We start from the raw sequence: 16,826 nt of genomic DNA on the forward strand, positions 1-16,826 counted from the left end.
TCATCATGGCCACCCGCCCGTCACCCCGCCGCGAACCCGAAATCGAGAAGCTGACGGCTGAGGAAGCGGCGGCGGAACATGAGCGTCTCGGCGCGGAGATCGCCGAGCACGACCAGCGCTACTACCGCGACGATGCGCCGACCGTCTCTGATGCCGAGTATGATGCGTTGCGCCGGCGGTACGAAGCGCTCGAGGCGGCGTTCACGGAACTCAGGACCGGCGACAGCCTCTCTAACCGTGTCGGAGCTACGCCCTCCGAGAAATTCGCCAAGGTCCGGCATGCGGTGCCGATGCTCTCACTCGGCAACGCCTTCGCGACCGAGGATGTCGAGGAATTCGTCGGCCGGGTGCGGCGCTTTCTGGGGCTCGCGAGTGACGCCGAGATCGTCTTCACAGCGGAGCCCAAGATCGACGGCTTGTCCTGCTCCCTGCGCTTCGAGCGCGGCAGGCTGAGCGTCGCCGCGACGCGCGGTGACGGCTTCGAGGGTGAGGACGTTACGGCCAATGTCCGCACCATCGACGACGTGCCGGAGCGCCTCACGGCTCCCGATGTACCCGAGGTGATCGAGGTGCGCGGCGAGGTCTATATGAGCCACGCCGATTTCGCCGCGCTGAACGAGCGGCAGCAGGCGGCGGGCAAGCCGCTCTTCATGAACCCCCGCAACGCCGCGGCCGGCAGCCTGCGCCAGCTCGACCCGAAGATCACCGCCAGCCGGCCGCTGCGCTTCTTCGCCTATGCCTGGGGCGAGGTGAGCGAAGGCGGGCTACCGGCTGACACGCAGTTCGGCGTGATCGAGGCATTCGAGTGCTGGGGGTTGCCGACGAACCCGCTGACCGTGCGCTGCCGCTCGGCCGAGGAACTGATCGCGCATTACCGGCTGATCGAGGCGCAACGGGCGACGCTCGGCTACGACATCGACGGGGTGGTCTACAAGGTGGACAGCCTCGAACTGCAGCGCCGGCTCGGCTTCGTATCGCGCTCGCCGCGCTGGGCGATCGCGCACAAGTTCGCCGCCGAACGGGCGACGACGAAGCTGGAGAAGATCGACATCCAGGTGGGGCGGACAGGTGCCCTGACGCCGGTCGCCAAGCTGACGCCGGTCACGGTGGGCGGCGTCGTGGTCTCCAACGCCTCGCTGCACAATGAAGACTATATTCGCGGGATCGGCGGGGGCGGCGAACCCATCCGCGGCGGCATCGACATCCGCGAGGGCGACTGGGTGGTCGTTCAGCGCGCCGGCGATGTTATCCCGCAGGTGGTCGATGTCGTGGTGGAGCGTCGGCCGTCCGAGGCGAAGCCGTACATCTTTCCAACCGTCTGCCCGGCCTGCGGCTCCCATGCGGTGCGGGAGGAGGGGGAGGCGGTCCGTCGCTGCACCGGCGGTCTCATCTGCCCCGCCCAGGCGGTCGAGCGCATCCGTCATTTTGTTTCGCGGGATGCGTTCGACATCGAGGGGCTGGGCGAGAAGCAGGTGCAGGCCTTCTACGACTGGGGCTTGGTGCGGGCACCTGCTGACATCTTCCGCCTCCAGCGCAGCGAGGAGGGCTCGCTCACACGTCTGGAGAACCGGGAAGGGTGGGGAAAGACGTCGGCCCGCAATCTTTTCGCCGCTATCGAAGCGCGGCGCCGGATAGCGGCCAATCGCTTCCTCTACGCGCTCGGCATCCGCCATGTCGGCGAGACCAACGCCAAGCGGTTGATGCGCCATTTCGGGGCGATCCAGCCGTTGCGCGATGCGGCGCAGGCCGCCATTCCACCCGGCACCGAATTTCCCAAGGGAAACGAGGCCTGGCATGAGATCGTGGGGATCGAGGGTATCGGCGGAATCGTTGCCGAAGCTGTGGTCGACTTCTTCACCGAGCCGAACAATGAGGAAGCGCTGGATGCGCTTCTCGCGGAAGTGACGGTCGAGCCGGTCGAGGCGATCGTCGCGACCGGTGCGGTCGCGGGAAAGACGGTGGTTTTCACCGGCGCGCTGACGCGCATGACGCGCGACGAAGCCAAGGCCATGGCCGAGCGGCTCGGCGCTAAGGTCTCTGGTTCGGTTTCCAAGAAGACGGATTATGTGGTCGCCGGCGAGGATGCCGGTTCCAAGCTCGCCAAGGCCCGGGAACTGGGGGTTTCCGTTCTGACGGAAGATGAGTGGCTGGCCCTGGCCGGCGGCTGACGGTCATTCAAGCCGCCGACCAAAGCCCCGCCGTTAAATGCGTCCCGTCAAGAGCAGCACGATCAGGACGACGAGAAGTATCGTGACGAGCCCGCTCGGCCCGTAGCCCCAGTTGCGGCTGTATCCCCAGTTCGGCAGAGCGCCAACGAGAATCAAAACCAAGATGATGATCAGAAGAGTTGTCATGCTGGCGCCTCCGAAGCGGATGTTTCCAAGATCCGCACCGGTAACGCGTCATTTCTACGATGGTTCCATAAGACCGGCAGCATCCCGTGCCGCCGTTACGGCCCTTCCGACAAGGGACGCGTCGCGGCGGCGAGCCAGCCTTGCGTGTCGTCGTCGAGCAGCGGGAGCAGTTCGTGCCGGACACGGGCGTGATAGCTATCGATCCAGTCGACCTCCTCGACGGTGAGCAGGGACCGCTCGATCAGGCGCCGGTCGAAGGGTGCGAGGGTAAGCGAGCTGAAGCCGAGAATCGGCTTTTCCGCCCCGGCCGGGGCTGGCCGCTCCACCACGAGTTCGAGATTTTCCAGCCGGATGCCATAGGCGCCGGTCTTGTAGTAGCCGGGCTCGTTGGAAAGGATCATGCCGGGCAGCAGCCCCACGGTGCCGAGCTTCGAAATCCGCGCGGGGCCTTCGTGGACGGAGAGATACGCGCCCACGCCGTGGCCGGTGCCGTGGTCGTAGTCGAGCCCGGCCGCCCAGAGGAACTGGCGGGCGAACGGATCGAGCTGGGCCCCGCTGGTGCCGGCCGGGAAGACCGCCCGGTCGATCGCCATGTGCCCCTTGAGGACACGGGTGTAACGGTCCCGTTCTTCCGCGCCGACATCGCCCACGGGAAGCGTGCGGGTGACGTCCGTCGTGCCGTCCTCGTACTGCGCGCCGGAATCGATGAGAAACAGTTCACCTGTGGCAATCCTGCGGTTGGTTGATCGGCTCACGCGGTAGTGGACAATGGCGCCATGGGGGCCGGCCCCGGCAATGGTGGGGAAGGAGACGTCCTTCAGCGCGCCGGTCTCGCGCCGGAAGGTCTCGAGGGCGCTGACGGCGTCGATCTCGGTCAGTTTGCCGGAGGGAGCCTCGCGGTCGAACCAGGCGAGGAAACGGGCCAGAGCCAGACCGTCGCGCCGGTGTGCCGTTCGGATTCCCGCGACTTCAGCGGGATTCTTCGTGGCCTGAAGAAGCGCGACGGGGCTCGGCCCCTTGCTCACCTTGCCGCCGGCCGATTCGACGAGCGCGGCGAGATGCGCGGGAGCCGTTGCCTGGTCGAGCCGGAAGGTCGCGCCGTTGCCCGCGAGCAGGCCGATGGCCTTGTCGAGGAAAACCGGCTCGACGATTTCAGCGTGGTTCGCCAACTCGGCGCGGGCGACGTTCGAGAGCTTGCGCCCATCGATGAGGAGGGTCGGACGGCCCTCCGCGGGTATCACCGCCCATGACAGCGGCAGCGGCGTGAAGGCGACATCGCCGCCGCGGATGTTGAAGGTCCAGGCGACGCCGTGCGGATCGGACAGGATGGTCGCGTCGACCTTGTCGGCGCGCAGGGCGCTCTGAATCCGAGCAAGCTTGTCCGCAACCGTCTCGCCGGCGAGCGCGGGCGCACGGATGACGATCGGTGCGACGGGGGCTGGCGGACGATCGTGCCACACCGCATCGATCGGGTTGCCGTCCACCGCGACGAGAACGCCGCCGGCGGCCGTCACCGCTCGCCGGAGCCGATCCACCCCATCCATCGTGGTCAGCCAGGGATCATAGCCGAGCCGGCCGCCGGCGGGCAGGTGAGCTTCGATCCACTGCTCTGCCGACGTGTCGGCCAGCGGCACCACGGCGAAGGAGGCCGGATCAACCTGATGACGCGCCTGCAGCGTATAGCGGCCGTCGACCACGATGGCCGCTTCGGTCGTCAGGATCACGGCGACCCCGGCCGACCCGCTGAAGCCCGTCAGCCAGGCGAGGCGTTCGTCGCACGGCGGCACATACTCGTTCTGGTGCGCATCGGCCCGGGGCACCACGAAGCCGTCGAGATCGCGGCGGGCGAGTTCCTTGCGGAGCAAGGCGAGGTGGATCGCGCCGCGGGCGGGATCGGCGGCATCGTCGAAGTTCTGGAAACGGGCCTCGAACATGGCGTGTACTCCCACAACCGGGCGCCCCGTGGCGGCGACGGGGTATCGACAAGGACAAAAGGAAGGCCGCGAGCCGCTCGCCACCGGGAGCCGCGGCGGGGCGCGCTAGTCTCGCGCGGCAACGGCGCGTGCCGCGTCGATCAGCGACTTGGCGCCGAATGCGATGAAGAGGACGCCGACCACCCGGGTGACGGCCAGGCCGTGGCGCAGGAAGAAGCGCCGCACGGGCGCAAGACCCGCTGCCCAGACGAGGATGATGTCCGCCGCGACGAACCCTGCAAAGGCCGCGGCCATTAGACTCGGTGCCGCGTCCCATGACATAGAAGCCGCATAGTGGGCGGTCAGTGCGGTGAACATGGCGACGGAGACGGGGTAGGCCTTCGGATTGGTGAGGCCGAACAATATGCCGGTGGTCAGGGGCCGGTTCGATCCGATCGGTGCCACCGATCCCGACTTCGCCAGAACTGATTTCGCGCCGAGATAGATGAGATAGAGGCCGCAGGCGACGCCGAGTATGTCGAACAGTGTCGGGCCGAGCTGATTGACGCCGATGATCGCTGCGAAGGCGAGTGTTCCCCAGAACACGTCACCGACCAGATGTCCGCTTACGAACCGCGCTCCGGCCATGCGGCCATGGGTGGCGGCGAGCGAAAACAGCGCGAGAAACGCCGGACCCGGTGAAAGGACATAGAGCGCGCCGGCGAGCGCTGTCATAGAGAGGAGGCCGATGGTCATGGGGGAGGTCCAACTGGACGGGAAACGGATAATGCAGGACCATCGGGCGGTTCACGATAGGCGTCAATGGCGGCGGCATACGGCGGGTTGCGCCGTAACGATCCGCCGGGCTGCGGGGTAGGCTCCATGAGGACGCTCGTTTGATACGTCGGCTCTTGCAGAAGCGTCGGCCATTGGTCGTTCTGGCGGCGTTGAATTTCACGGTCGCCCTGATGACGTCACCTCCCGCGGACAGTGCCTCTGCCCCCATCCTTCGGGTTGGCGGTGTTCTCGACACCAAGCCCTGGGAGTTCCGAAACGAGACGAATCAGGTTGTCGGCTTCGAGGTCGATCTCGCGAATCGGATCGGTGACCGCCTCGGAATGCGCGTCGAGTTCGTCGGCGTCACCAACCGCGATCTGTTCGAAGCCGTCGACCAGCAGCGCGTGGATATGGCGATGAACGCCATAGTCCTCACGGAACAGCGGGCCAGCCGCTACGAAGTCACGCAGCCTTATTACGATTTCAGCCGAGGCCTCGTCGTCCAGAAGAAATCGGGTCTTCGCGGGCTGGCCGACATGGCGCGCAAGGTCGTGGCGGTGGAGGCCGGCAGCGGCAACGAGGTCTGGCTGGATGCGAACAAGCTGCGCTATGGCTTCGCCGTGATTCAGAAGGTCTCGCGGCCGGACGAGGGGCTGGACCAGCTTTCGCGGGGTGCCGTCGACGGATTTGTCGCCGATATGCCGCTGCTCCTCCACGAGGCCGGGAAGCGTTCGGATCTCGCCATCGTGACCCGCATTCCGACGACCGACCGATTCGTCGGCGTGCTTCGGAAGAACTCGCCTCTCGTCGACAAGGTCGATGATGCCATCACGCAGATGAAGAAGGACGGTACGCTGGCACAAATCCATCGCGACTGGTTCGGCCTTCTGCCCGACAAGTCATCGGCGACGGTGAAGCCGCTGCCGCGCCCGTGATGGCGGAAGGCGCGCCGCGCCCTCGCCAAAGCGGGAGGGCGATGCCATTTTGTTCGCATCGGAATCACAGCTGAGGACAGTGTCGCATCTTGGCCGATCGGTTGAAACGCTCCCGCGAGGATGAGCCCCGCACCCCTGATCCGGCACCACCGGCGCCACGGCCCGGGGGAATAGCCGCGCGTGCCATGGCTGCGGCGGGCATGACGGGTAGTCGTGGCCCGCTGGCCGGCAGCTACCTCGCCGGCCTCAATCCGGAACAGCGCGAGGCGGTGGAGACGCTCGAGGGGCCGCTCCTCGTCCTTGCCGGCGCCGGCACCGGCAAGACCCGCGTTCTGACCACCCGCATCGCTCATATCCTCAGCCTCGGCCGCGCCTTTCCCTCGCAGATCCTCGCCGTGACTTTCACCAACAAGGCGGCGCGCGAGATGAAAGAGCGCATCGGCTCGATCGTCGGCGAGGCGGTCGAGGGGATGCCTTGGCTCGGCACGTTCCACTCCATCGGCGTGCGCATGCTGCGCCGGCATGCCGAACTCGTGGGCCTGCGCTCGGGCTTCACCATCCTCGACACCGACGACCAGATCCGGCTACTGAAGCAGTTGCTCCAGGCCGAGGGCATCGACGAGAAGCGCTGGCCGGCGCGGCTGCTGGCCAACACCATAGACGGCTGGAAGAATCGCGGCCTCACGTCCCAGCAGGTGCCGGCCGGCGAGGGGGCGACCTTCGCCAGTGGCCGCGGCCAGGCGCTCTACGCCGCCTATCAGGCGCGGCTGAAGACGCTGAACGCGGTCGATTTCGGCGACCTGCTGCTGGAGGGCATCCGCCTCCTGCGCGAGAATCCCGATGTTCTCGCCGAGTATCACCGCCGGTTCCGCTACATTCTGGTCGACGAGTATCAGGACACCAACGTCGCCCAGTATCTGTGGCTCCGCCTGCTGGCGCAGGGCTCCCACAACGTCTGCTGCGTCGGCGATGACGACCAGTCGATCTATGGCTGGCGCGGTGCCGAGGTGGACAACATCCTGCGCTTCGAGAGCGATTTCCCCGGCGCCAAGGTGATCCGGCTCGAGCGCAACTACCGCTCCACCGGCCATATCCTCGCCGCCGCCTCGCATCTCATCGCCCACAATGAGGAGCGGCTCGGCAAGACGCTGTTTTCCGAGGGCGAGGCGGGTGAGAAGGTGACGGTGACCGGTGCCTGGGACAGCCAGGAGGAAGCCCGCGCCATCGGCGAGGAGATCGAGGATCTGCAGCGCGCCGGGCACGGCTTGTCCGATGTCGCGATCCTGGTGCGGGCCTCGTTCCAGATGCGGGAATTCGAGGACCGCTTCGTCACGCTCGGCCTCAATTACCGCGTCATCGGCGGCCCACGCTTCTATGAGCGGGCCGAGATCCGCGATGCGCTGGCCTATCTGCGCGTCATCGTCTCGCCCATGGACGACCTGGCCTTCGAGCGGATCGTCAACGTTCCCAAGCGCGGTCTTGGCGACGCGGCGCTGCGCCAGGTGCACGATCAGGCGCGCGCGGCCGGCGTGCCGCTCCTGGAAGCCGCACGCCAGCTCGTGGCGGGTTCCGATCTCAAGCCTAAGGTGCGGATGGCGCTGCGTGATCTCGTCGCGAGCTTTGATCGCTGGCGCGAACAGATGGAGCGGCTGCCCCATACCGAGCTCACCGAGATCGTGCTCGAGGAGAGCGGCTATACCGACATGTGGCAGAAGGACCGCTCTGCCGATGCCGCGGGCCGACTGGACAACCTCAAGGAACTCGTCCGCTCCATGGAGAGCTTCGAGAATCTCGTCGGCTTCCTCGAGCATATCTCGCTGGTAATGGACGCCGAGCGGGAGGGGGGGATGGATGCCGTCAACATCATGACGCTGCATTCCGCCAAGGGGCTGGAGTTCAACACGGTGTTCCTGCCGGGCTGGGAGGAAGGCCTTTTCCCTCACCAGCGTGCGCTGGACGAGCAGGGGCGCGCGGGGCTGGAGGAGGAGCGCCGGCTGGCCTATGTCGGGCTGACGCGCGCGCGCCACCGGGCCAAGGTCTTCTTCGCCTCCAACCGGCGTATCCATGGCTCGTGGCAATCCAGCGTGCCGAGCCGTTTCCTCGATGAACTGCCGGACGCGCATGTCGAGGTTACCGAATCGAAGGGCGGCCAGGGCTGGGGCGGCGGCCAGGCGGGCCGCTATGGCTATGGCCCAAGCCGGTTCGACCAGGGCGGTGCCTTCGGATCGAGCTATTCGACGCCCGGCTGGCAGCGGGCTCAGAACGCGGCGGCCGGCCGCATGGGCGGCCTTGCCGAGCCCGCCGGGCGCTATTCGCCGACGCCGGGGCGCGGGGGCACGGTGATCGAGGGACAACTCATCGCCCGATCGACCGGGCCCGTTGCCGGTTTCACCATCGGTGCCCGCGTCTTCCACCAGAAGTTCGGCTATGGCGAGGTGATGGCGGTGGAGGGCAACAAGCTGCTCATCCAGTTCGACAAGGCCGGCGAGAAGCACGTGCTGGAGAATTTCGTGTCGGCGGCATGAGGCTGGCCATGCCGCTCGCCACTGGCGCTCGGTGAACGCCTCTGGCACTACAGCGGCGCCCGCCGTTCCATCGAGGTTCGCCATGCTTGAAGGTCTGCCGCCCAACGGGGCGTCGCATGTGATGCGCGTGGACGCGCCCGAGCGCGAGGCGCGCGCCATTGCGGAATTCCTGGGCGAGAGCTTTGACCCCGCCGAGGTGGCGACTTCGGCCTTCGAGGTCGAGGACAGCGCGGAAGGATCGGGTTGGGCGGTCGAGATCTATTTCGGCGAGGCGCCGGACGAGGACGCCGTCCGCGAACTGGTCGCCCTGGTGTCGCCCGAAGCGGCGGCGGCGGCGGTGTTCGCGACGCTCGACCGCAAGGACTGGGTGGCGGCCTCGCTTGAGGGGCTGGCGCCGGTCGCGATCGGGCGCTTCTTCGTCCACGGCTCGCATGATCGCCACCGGCTGGGTGAAGGCAGCCGCATTGGCATCGAGATCGAGGCGGCGCTCGCCTTTGGCACCGGACATCATGGCACCACCAAGGGGTGCCTCGGGGCGATCGTGTCCTATGGCAAGCGCCGCCGGCCGCGCCGTGTGCTCGATGTCGGCACCGGCACGGGCGTGCTGGCGATCGCCGCCGCCCGCCTGTTCCACGAGGCGGTGCTGGCCAGCGATATCGACAATGTCGCCGTTCGCACCGCTGCCGCCAATGCGCGGGCCAATCGCGCCGGCACCGAGATCACGTTCCTGCACGCGCCGGGACTGGGCGCGCGCGACTTCAAGGCCCGCGGACCCTACGATCTGATCCTGGCGAACATATTGCTGGCGCCGCTCAAGGGCATCGCACGGCCGCTGCGTCGGCTGCTGGCGCCGGGCGGAACGGTGGTGCTGTCCGGGCTGCTGCCCTCGCACGCCAATGCGGCGCTTGCGGCCTACCGTGCGCAGGGGCTCCACCTGGTACGTCGTCGCACGATCGAAGGCTGGGTGACGTTGGAGCTGGCGGCGAGCGGGCACCGGCCGGCGTGACGCCCGCGAGGGACGCCGATCGCCGGTCGATCGCCCGAGCGGGCCGGGCCGGGGTTACTTCGCCGCTTCGCGACCGGCAGGCGGCGACAGCACGGCGCCGTAACCCTGCTGGATCAGCATGTGGCGCACCTGCTGCATGCGCGCTTCCGTTATCCGGTCGAAAAGACGAGACCAGAACGAACCGGCGGCGCGGGGCGCAGTCCGGGTGTCACGCGCAGTATGTTCCGTCTGTCCGGCGGTAAAGGTTGCAACGGCCATGAGGCAACTCCTTCTGTTGGCACAGAGTGGTTACCTTCTTGGGTTCCTCCGACGACTTGCTGCGCAGCATACGCCGTCGGCCCTGCGGCGAAACTGCCGCAAGGGGAATGTCAGTCCTGCGTAGATCGCATGCGCAGCGGGGTCAGGCCAGATGCACCGGCATGCGGATCCGCCGGCCCAGCCCGTCGGGATCGGGCAGGGCACCATGTGCCGCCTTCATAAGCGCCAGCCGCTCGAGGATGTCGTCCGGAAACGACGTGACGCGACGTGATCCGATGTCGACATGCAGGGCGATCTGCTCGCAGGTTGCCGCCGTCCAGCCCTCGCGGGCATGGTGGAGTTCCTGGAAGATATGCATCCGCTTCTCATCGTAATCGATGAGCCGCAAGGTCACCCGCACCTCCTGGCCGCCGCGCAATTCGCGCAGGAAGCGCAGGTGGGACTCGGCGGTAAAGAACGAGGCGCTGCGATACTTGACGTAATGGGGGCCGAGACCGACCAGGAACACGGCCTCGTCGACGGCGCGATCGAACAGCAGCGAGTAATAGGCCGTGTTGAGATGGCCATTATAGTCGACCCAATCCGGCTCCACCATCATGACGGAGGAGACGAACGGAGCGAAAAACACGGGTTCGAAATCGATCCCGCCGAGCATGACGCCGATCCCTGTATGAGCGGTTCCGATACCCGCTATGCCTTATTGGGAAGCATTGTGCCGAGTTTTCCAGCAATCGTCACCTGCCGAGATGGCATTCGCGTAACTAAAATCGAGTCGAGCGTGGAGCGTGGTTAGCGCCAATTCCAGCGTCACGGGATTTGCGTTTGAGGAATTGTCGGCTATCGGAATGCCGGACGGCTGCGCATCCGCATGTGAGGTATCAAAATGGTTGAGATCGCTCAGGAAGCCACCGCCGCCCCGGCCATTTCGACCGTTGTCGCGACGTTGAGGGCGCAGTTCGGCGACCGTCTGACGACCGGGCGCGCGATCCGCGAGCAACACGGCAACTCAATCACCTGGCTGCCCAACGAGGCTCCCGACGCGGTCGTGTTCGTCGAGACGGCGGATGAGGTGCAGACGGTGGTTCGCATCTGCGCCGAGGCGCGTGTGCCGGTGATCCCCTATGGCGTGGGCAGTTCGCTCGAGGGGCAGGTAAACGCGCCGAAGGGCGGCATCTGCATCGATCTCTCGCGGATGAACCGCGTGCTGGCGGTGCATGCCGAGGACCTCGACTGTGTGGTCGAGCCCGGCGTGACGCGCAAGCAACTGAACGAGCATCTGCGGGATGTCGGCCTGTTCTTCCCCATCGACCCGGGCGCCGATGCCTCGTTGGGCGGCATGGCCTCGACCCGGGCGTCCGGCACCAACGCCGTGCGATACGGCACCATGAGGGACAATGTGATCGCGCTGACCGCCGTGCTGCCGAACGGCGAGGCGATCACCACCGCCCGCCGCGCGCGCAAGTCGGCAGCCGGCTATGACCTGACGCGCCTGCTGATCGGTGCGGAGGGCACGCTCGGTGTCATCACCAGCCTCACTCTCAAGCTGCAGGGCCTGCCCGAGGCGATTTCCGCCGGCGTGTGCGCCTTTCCCACCATCCGCGCCGCCTGTCATGCCGTCATCGTCACCATCCAGAGCGGTCTGCCGGTCGCTCGTATCGAACTGCTGGACGAGGTTCAGGTCCGGGCCTGCAACGCCTATTCCAAGCTCGACCTTGCCGAGAAGCCGACGCTCTTTGTCGAATTCCACGGCACCGAGGCGGGGGTGAAGGAGCAGGCGGAACGGTTCGGCGAGATTGCCGCCGAATTCGGCGGTGGCGCCTTCGACTGGGCGACCCGGCCCGAGGATCGCAGCCGCCTGTGGCAGGCCCGGCACGATGCCTACTGGGCCTGCCTGCCGTTGAAGCCGGGGGCTAAAGCGCTGGCGACCGATGTCTGCGTGCCGGTCTCGCGGCTGGCGGATTGCGTGGACGAGACCAAGCGCGACATCGAGGAGATGGGGATGATCGCACCGATCGTCGGCCATGTCGGCGACGGCAATTTCCACACGGTGACGCTGGTCGACATGGACGACGCTCAGGATGTCGCGAAGGCGAAGCTGTTCATCGGCCGGATGGTGACGCGTGCGCTCGCCATGGGCGGGACCGCGACCGGCGAGCATGGCGTCGGGCAGGGCAAGCGCAAATATATGGAAGCCGAGCACGGCCGTGCGACCATCGATGCCATGATCGCCATAAAGCAGGCGCTTGATCCCTATGGCATCATGAACCCCGGCAAGGTGCTGCCGGATTCCGGCGCGGCGGGATGAACGCCCCTCGCGCACAGGTGGCGCTTTTTCCGTCGGGCCTCGCGGGGCTCTGAGGGGGCGGCGAGACCGGCCGAAGTCCGTCCCATCGACCGGCCCGGAGGATCCAGGTGCAGACGCTTCTGCTGACGATCGCGAGTGCGATCATTCTGGCTGTCGCAGCGGCCTTCGCGGCGCCGTTCCTGGTGGATTGGACGCAATGGCGCTCGGCGTTCGAGGCCCAGGCCACGCGGGTCGTCGGGGCGCCGGTGCTGGTGCGCGGCGGCATTGATGCCGAACTGCTGCCCACTCCTCGTCTCGTGCTGCGCAAGGTCCTGATCGGCTCCGACGATGTCTCGACCGGGGGCTCGGTCGAGGAGGTGCGGGCCGCGCTTTCCCTCGGCGCGCTGATGCGTGGCGAGGTGGTGGCCGAGGGGCTGACACTCGTGGAGCCGCGCCTGCGGCTGGTTGTCGACGCGACCGGGCGCATCGCGCTGCCGACCGGGGCCACCCGACCCGCCGGCTTCAGCGTCGCCTCGCTCGACGTCGAGAACGGTACGCTGGATGTGCTTGACCGCGGCGCCGACCGCACGCTCCGTATCGACGATCTCGATCTGCGCGGCGACGTCGGCGGTACCAGCGGGCCTTTCAAGCTCGAGGGTGAGGTCCGTGTCGGGGCGCATCGCATGACGCTGCGCAGCGGACTCGGTGCGGTCGGTGCAGACGGTGCGGGCAAGCTCCGGCTGAACCTTCAGGGACTGGAGACGCCGCTCGGGCTCGACGTGGACGGCGTCCTGCGGCTTGCCGCAGGCGTGCCGGCCTTCGAAGGGCGGGTGAGCGTCGGCGGCAAGGCCGACCCCGCTGCGGTGCTGCCGCTGGCGAAGTCCGGCTGGAGTTTCGGCGGCACGGTCAAGGCCGGCCGCGAGGCGATCCAGGCCGATCAGTTCACCCTGAGCTTCGGTGGCAGCGACAGGCCGGTCGAGCTGACCGGATCGGGCCGGCTGGCGACAGGCCGCGACGCCCGGCTCGATCTCACGCTCGCCGCCCGCCAGATCGATCTCGGCGCTGCCGCCGGCATGTCTCCTACCGCGGCTCTCAACGCGATGGGCGCGGCGCTCGCGCCGGTGATCACCCTTGTCCCGACGGCGGCCGTCACGCTCTCGGCCGATACGCTGCTCCTCGGCGGCGCGCCGACGCGGGATCTGCGTGCCGCGTTCGGCTGGTCGGCGACGGGATGGCAGGTCAGTTCCATTGAAGCGAAGCTGCCCGGCCGTTCCGCGCTGAGGATCACCGGCGCCACCGCCTCGGCGGATGGCGGCGCTCTCGCCGGCACTCTCGCCTTCGAATCCGATGACCCGGTGGTGTTCGCCGGCTGGGCGGCACCCGGTGCCGTTTCCGTGCTGGCCGGCTTCCCCGCCGGGCCGCTCAAGCTCGGCGCCCGCTTCGCGGCGGGCCTCGATCGGCTTCGCCTCGCCGATCTCGATCTCGCCTTGGGGGCGGTAACGCGGGTCGGCGGGACGCTGACCTATGCCTACCCGGCGGCTCCCGCTACCGGTGGGCTCGAGGCCGCGCTGACCGCGGCCGGGCTGGAGCTCGATCCGCTGGTCGAGCCGGTCCGGCGCGCCTTCGCCGCGACGAGTGGGCTGCCGGTCGCCCTGGCCTTCACGGGCAGCGGAATCCGGCTCGCGGGTCTCGGCGCGGACAAGGCGGCCTTCCGCCTGAGCGCGGGACCGCGGGGGCTGGCCATCGACGACATCGACGTGGTCGGGCTCGGCGGCATCGACGTCACCGGCTCGGGACGGCTGGCGGCGCCCGATGCCCCGCCGGCCGCACAGTTCGACCTGCGTCTGGCGGGAAATGAAGCGGCCGGCCTGCCCGCATTGCTGCGCTTTGCCGGTGCCACTGCCGCGGCCGGCGTTGCCGACAGGCTGGGTGCCACGCTGGCACCGCTCGATCTCGCCGTGAAGCTCGATACGTCCGGCCGAGCCGTCACGCTGTCCGCCAGCGGTCGCCTCGGAGCCCTCTCGGGGACGGCCGAGGGCAGTGCCGACGGCGCCTGGAACACCCTCGGCGGGCGCCTCGGCCTCGACATCGCCGATGGCGCCGCGCTCCTGTCCCGGTTCGGTATCGGCGGCCTGCGGTCGGGGCTCGGCGTTGCCCGGATCGAGGCCACCATGACGCCGAAGGATGGCGCGCAAGCCCTCGATGCCAGCCTCGCCCTCGCGGGCGCCGCCTTGCGCGCGCGCGGCACGCTGCAGCCTGATGCGCAGCAGGGGGTGAAACCCCAGTTCGACGTTTCGCTCGAGGGTGCCGACCTCGTCCGCTTCTTCCCCAATCTCGCGATGGCCGTGCCGGCCGGTGGTACCATCGACGCCGCCTTTGCCGGGCGCTTCGCGCTCTCCGGCAACAGTTACAGGATCGAGAACCTGTCCGGCACGCTCGCCGGCACGCGGCTGAAAGGCACGCTCAGCTATTCGCCCGACCTCGCCGAGCCCTGGCAAGCCGATCTTGCGTCGGACCGACTGGCGCTGCTGCGCCTCGCCGCTCTCGTCACCGGGGCGGCGTCGGGAACGGGTGCCTGGTCGGACGGACGTTTCGCCGCCGCGCCTCTCGCGGGCTTTCCCTTCCGCGCCAATCTCGACATCGCCAATCTCGACCTGCCCGGCGCCCTGGTCATGACCGGCGCCCGGCTTCGCCTGCGCCACGACGGAACCACGGCTACGGTCGATGAGATCAGCGGTGCACTTGCCGATGGACGCCTTTCGGCCAACGGCAAGCTGCGCCGTCGCGGCGAGGTGCTGGAGGCCGATGGGCATATCAATGCCAGCGGTGTCGACATCGTGCCGCTGGTGGCGGCCGTAGGGGGGCGGCCGGTGGTCAAGGGGCGCGCCACACTGGTGCTCGACCTGACCGGTGCGGGCCGGACGCCGCTGGCGCTCGCGCAGGCGCTCGCCGGCCAGGGCAGCCTCGGCGTCGACGAATTCGATCTCGCCGGCGCGGATCCGCGCAGCCTGCAATATGTGATGCTCGGGACGGAACGCGGCGCGCCACCGGACAATCGCCGCCTCGTCCAGCTCTTCGACCAGGCACTGGCGCGCGGGCCGCTGCGGCTCGGGCGGATCGAGGCGCCGCTGAGCGTCATCGGCGGGACGGTGAAGACCGGCACGGCGCGCGTATCGGTCGGATCGATGCGCTTTGCCGCGACGGGAAGCCTCGATCTGCCACGCCTCAATCTCGACGCCTCCCTCGAAATGGAGGACGCCACCGACTCCCGCGCCAGCGCGACGCCGGGCGCGACCCTCTCCTGGCGCGGGCCTCTGTGGGCGCCCGAGCGACGGCTCGATGTCGCCGCGCTGGGCACCGCCATCAACATGCGGGCCGTCGAGCGCGAGACGAAGCGCCTCGAGGCCGTGTATGGCCGTTCCCCGGTGATGGATGCCGGCGCATCGACCGGCGATCCGGCCCCCTCGCCTGGCAGTGTTCCCGAAACACCGGCACCCCCGCCAGCGGTGGCGCCGTCGGCTCCCGAGCGGCCCTCCGCTCCGGATCGTCCGGCAGCTGCGCCCGATGCGCCGGCGCCGCGTGCCGCCGCCCCGCCGCGCCCCCGCCTGCCGGCTCCCGTGCGCCCGCGCGAGATCGAAACCCGGGTGTTGCCACCCCCGCCGGCACCGTTCCAGATGCCGGGCGCCGATGTGCTGCGCCCGCCGGCGCCCATTCCCGACGCGCCGCGCAACGCGCCCAGCTTCCCCTGAGGCGTTCCTTGCGCCGTCAGGCGGCGAATTCGTCGCGCGTATAGCCCTGCAGGTAGAGCAGGGCGGTGAGATCGCCGTGATCGATGCGGACGTGGGCAGCGGCGGCGACCTGAGGCTTGGCGTGATAGGCGACGCCCAGCCCCGCCGCGCCGAGCATGGCCAGATCGTTCGCCCCGTCACCGACCGCCATCGTGTCGGACGCGGCGAGGCCGAGCGTGGCGCGCTGCTGCTCGAGCGTGGCGAGCTTCGCCTCGCGCCCGAGGATGGGCTCGGCCACGCCGCCGGCGAAGCGGTCGTCCTCGACCAGCAGCGTGTTGGCGAAATGCGCATCGAAGCCGATGGCGGCGGCGACGCGGCCGGTGAACAGGGTGAAGCCGCCCGAGACCAGCACGGTGCGCGCGCCATTCGCCCGCATGGTCCGCACCAACTCGGTGCCGCCGGGCGTCAGCTTGATGCGATCGGCGATGACGTCGTCCACGACGGATACGGCGAGCCCGCGCAGCAGGGCGACACGTTCGCGCAAGGCGGGCTCGAAGGCGATCTCGCCGCGCATCGCCCGCTCGGTGATGGCGGCGACATGGGCCTTCATGCCGGCGTAGTCGGCCAACTCGTCGATGCATTCCTGGCCGATCATGGTGGAATCCATGTCGGCGAGGAACAGGCGCTTGCGGCGTCCTGCCGCCGGGACGATAGCGATGTCGACCGGCGCCGGCGCGAGCGCGGCGCGAAGCTGCCCCACATCGACGGCGCCCTCGAAGGCGATCTCGGCGGCGATGCCGGGCGCGAGGGTGCGGGGAGGGCCGGCCTGCGGCAGGACGGCCCGCGCGGCGGCGAGCACGGCCTCGGTCAGCGCCGGATCTTCCGGGTTGGCGACCAGCACGGCGACGCGGGAGCGGGTATCGGACATGAAAGGGCTCGACGGCTGGCCAATGGGCCTTGCCTGATGCGGCGCATCGGGGCAAGGAGCAGGCGGATCAAGGCATTATCGCCCGCGAGGGCGCCACGCGGCCGGAGTTGCGCCGCCG

At 68.5% G+C, this 16,826-nt stretch carries 12 protein-coding genes; 6 read left to right on the top strand and 6 right to left on the bottom strand.

The annotated features are described in order from the left end of the window. Positions 1–5: 5 nt before the first annotated feature. Entirely contained in the window at positions 6–2,168 is a 2,163-nt protein-coding gene (ligA, locus tag ACEUEL_RS02015; RefSeq protein WP_405701631.1) for an NAD-dependent DNA ligase LigA, read from the top strand. A 33-nt stretch (positions 2,169–2,201) separates the two neighbouring features. On the opposite strand, the gene ACEUEL_RS02020 is transcribed toward ligA, so the two are convergent. From ACEUEL_RS02020 to ACEUEL_RS02030, 3 genes are all read right to left on the bottom strand, one after another. Next, positions 2,202–2,354, bottom strand: a complete 153-nt coding sequence (locus ACEUEL_RS02020; RefSeq protein ID WP_405701633.1) for a DUF3309 family protein — start codon at positions 2,352–2,354, stop codon at positions 2,202–2,204. Between the two features lie 95 nt (positions 2,355–2,449). Further along, on the bottom strand, positions 2,450–4,288 hold the full coding sequence (locus ACEUEL_RS02025) for an aminopeptidase P family protein (protein ID WP_405701635.1): 1,839 nt from the start codon (positions 4,286–4,288) through the stop codon (positions 2,450–2,452). 105 nt (positions 4,289–4,393) lie between these two features. Continuing rightward, positions 4,394–5,023: a LysE family translocator gene (locus tag ACEUEL_RS02030; protein WP_405701637.1), complete on the bottom strand. Its 630-nt coding sequence runs from the start codon at positions 5,021–5,023 to the stop codon at positions 4,394–4,396. A 173-nt stretch (positions 5,024–5,196) separates the two neighbouring features. Here ACEUEL_RS02030 and ACEUEL_RS02035 point away from each other — a divergent pair, with 173 nt between their 5' ends. From ACEUEL_RS02035 to ACEUEL_RS02045, 3 genes are all read left to right on the top strand, one after another. Beyond that, the gene (locus tag ACEUEL_RS02035; protein WP_405701639.1) at positions 5,197–5,979 is read left to right on the top strand and encodes an ABC transporter substrate-binding protein; all 783 of its coding nucleotides are present in this window, start codon (positions 5,197–5,199) and stop codon (positions 5,977–5,979) included. Between the two features lie 200 nt (positions 5,980–6,179). Continuing rightward, positions 6,180–8,504, top strand: a complete 2,325-nt coding sequence (locus tag ACEUEL_RS02040; RefSeq protein WP_405701640.1) for an ATP-dependent helicase — start codon at positions 6,180–6,182, stop codon at positions 8,502–8,504. A gap of 82 nt (positions 8,505–8,586) precedes the next feature. Next, complete coding sequence (locus tag ACEUEL_RS02045; protein WP_405701643.1) at positions 8,587–9,510, top strand: 50S ribosomal protein L11 methyltransferase; 924 nt, start codon at positions 8,587–8,589, stop codon at positions 9,508–9,510. A 54-nt stretch (positions 9,511–9,564) separates the two neighbouring features. Here ACEUEL_RS02045 and ACEUEL_RS02050 read toward each other — a convergent pair whose 3' ends face one another. Together ACEUEL_RS02050 and ACEUEL_RS02055 are read right to left on the bottom strand one after the other, a co-directional pair. Next, a complete protein-coding gene (locus ACEUEL_RS02050) occupies positions 9,565–9,768 on the bottom strand; it encodes a hypothetical protein (RefSeq protein WP_405701644.1) in 204 nt (67 codons plus the stop codon). Positions 9,769–9,910: 142 nt separating this feature from the next. Next, entirely contained in the window at positions 9,911–10,423 is a 513-nt protein-coding gene (locus ACEUEL_RS02055) for a thioesterase family protein (RefSeq protein WP_405701647.1), read from the bottom strand. Positions 10,424–10,651: 228 nt separating this feature from the next. On the opposite strand from ACEUEL_RS02055, the gene ACEUEL_RS02060 reads away from it, so the two are divergent. Both ACEUEL_RS02060 and ACEUEL_RS02065 read left to right on the top strand, forming a co-directional pair. Continuing rightward, entirely contained in the window at positions 10,652–12,073 is a 1,422-nt protein-coding gene (locus tag ACEUEL_RS02060; RefSeq protein WP_405701649.1) for an FAD-linked oxidase C-terminal domain-containing protein, read from the top strand. Between the two features lie 107 nt (positions 12,074–12,180). Then, on the top strand, positions 12,181–15,801 hold the full coding sequence (locus ACEUEL_RS02065; RefSeq protein WP_405701650.1) for an AsmA family protein: 3,621 nt from the start codon (positions 12,181–12,183) through the stop codon (positions 15,799–15,801). 16 nt (positions 15,802–15,817) lie between these two features. On the opposite strand, the gene serB is transcribed toward ACEUEL_RS02065, so the two are convergent. After that, positions 15,818–16,708 (bottom strand): phosphoserine phosphatase SerB, encoded by an 891-nt coding sequence (gene serB / locus ACEUEL_RS02070; RefSeq protein WP_405701652.1) that lies wholly within the window; start codon positions 16,706–16,708, stop codon positions 15,818–15,820. Positions 16,709–16,826 lie beyond the last annotated feature (118 nt).

This window comes from Ancylobacter terrae (assembly GCF_045108345.1).
GTDB lineage: Bacteria > Pseudomonadota > Alphaproteobacteria > Rhizobiales > Xanthobacteraceae > Ancylobacter.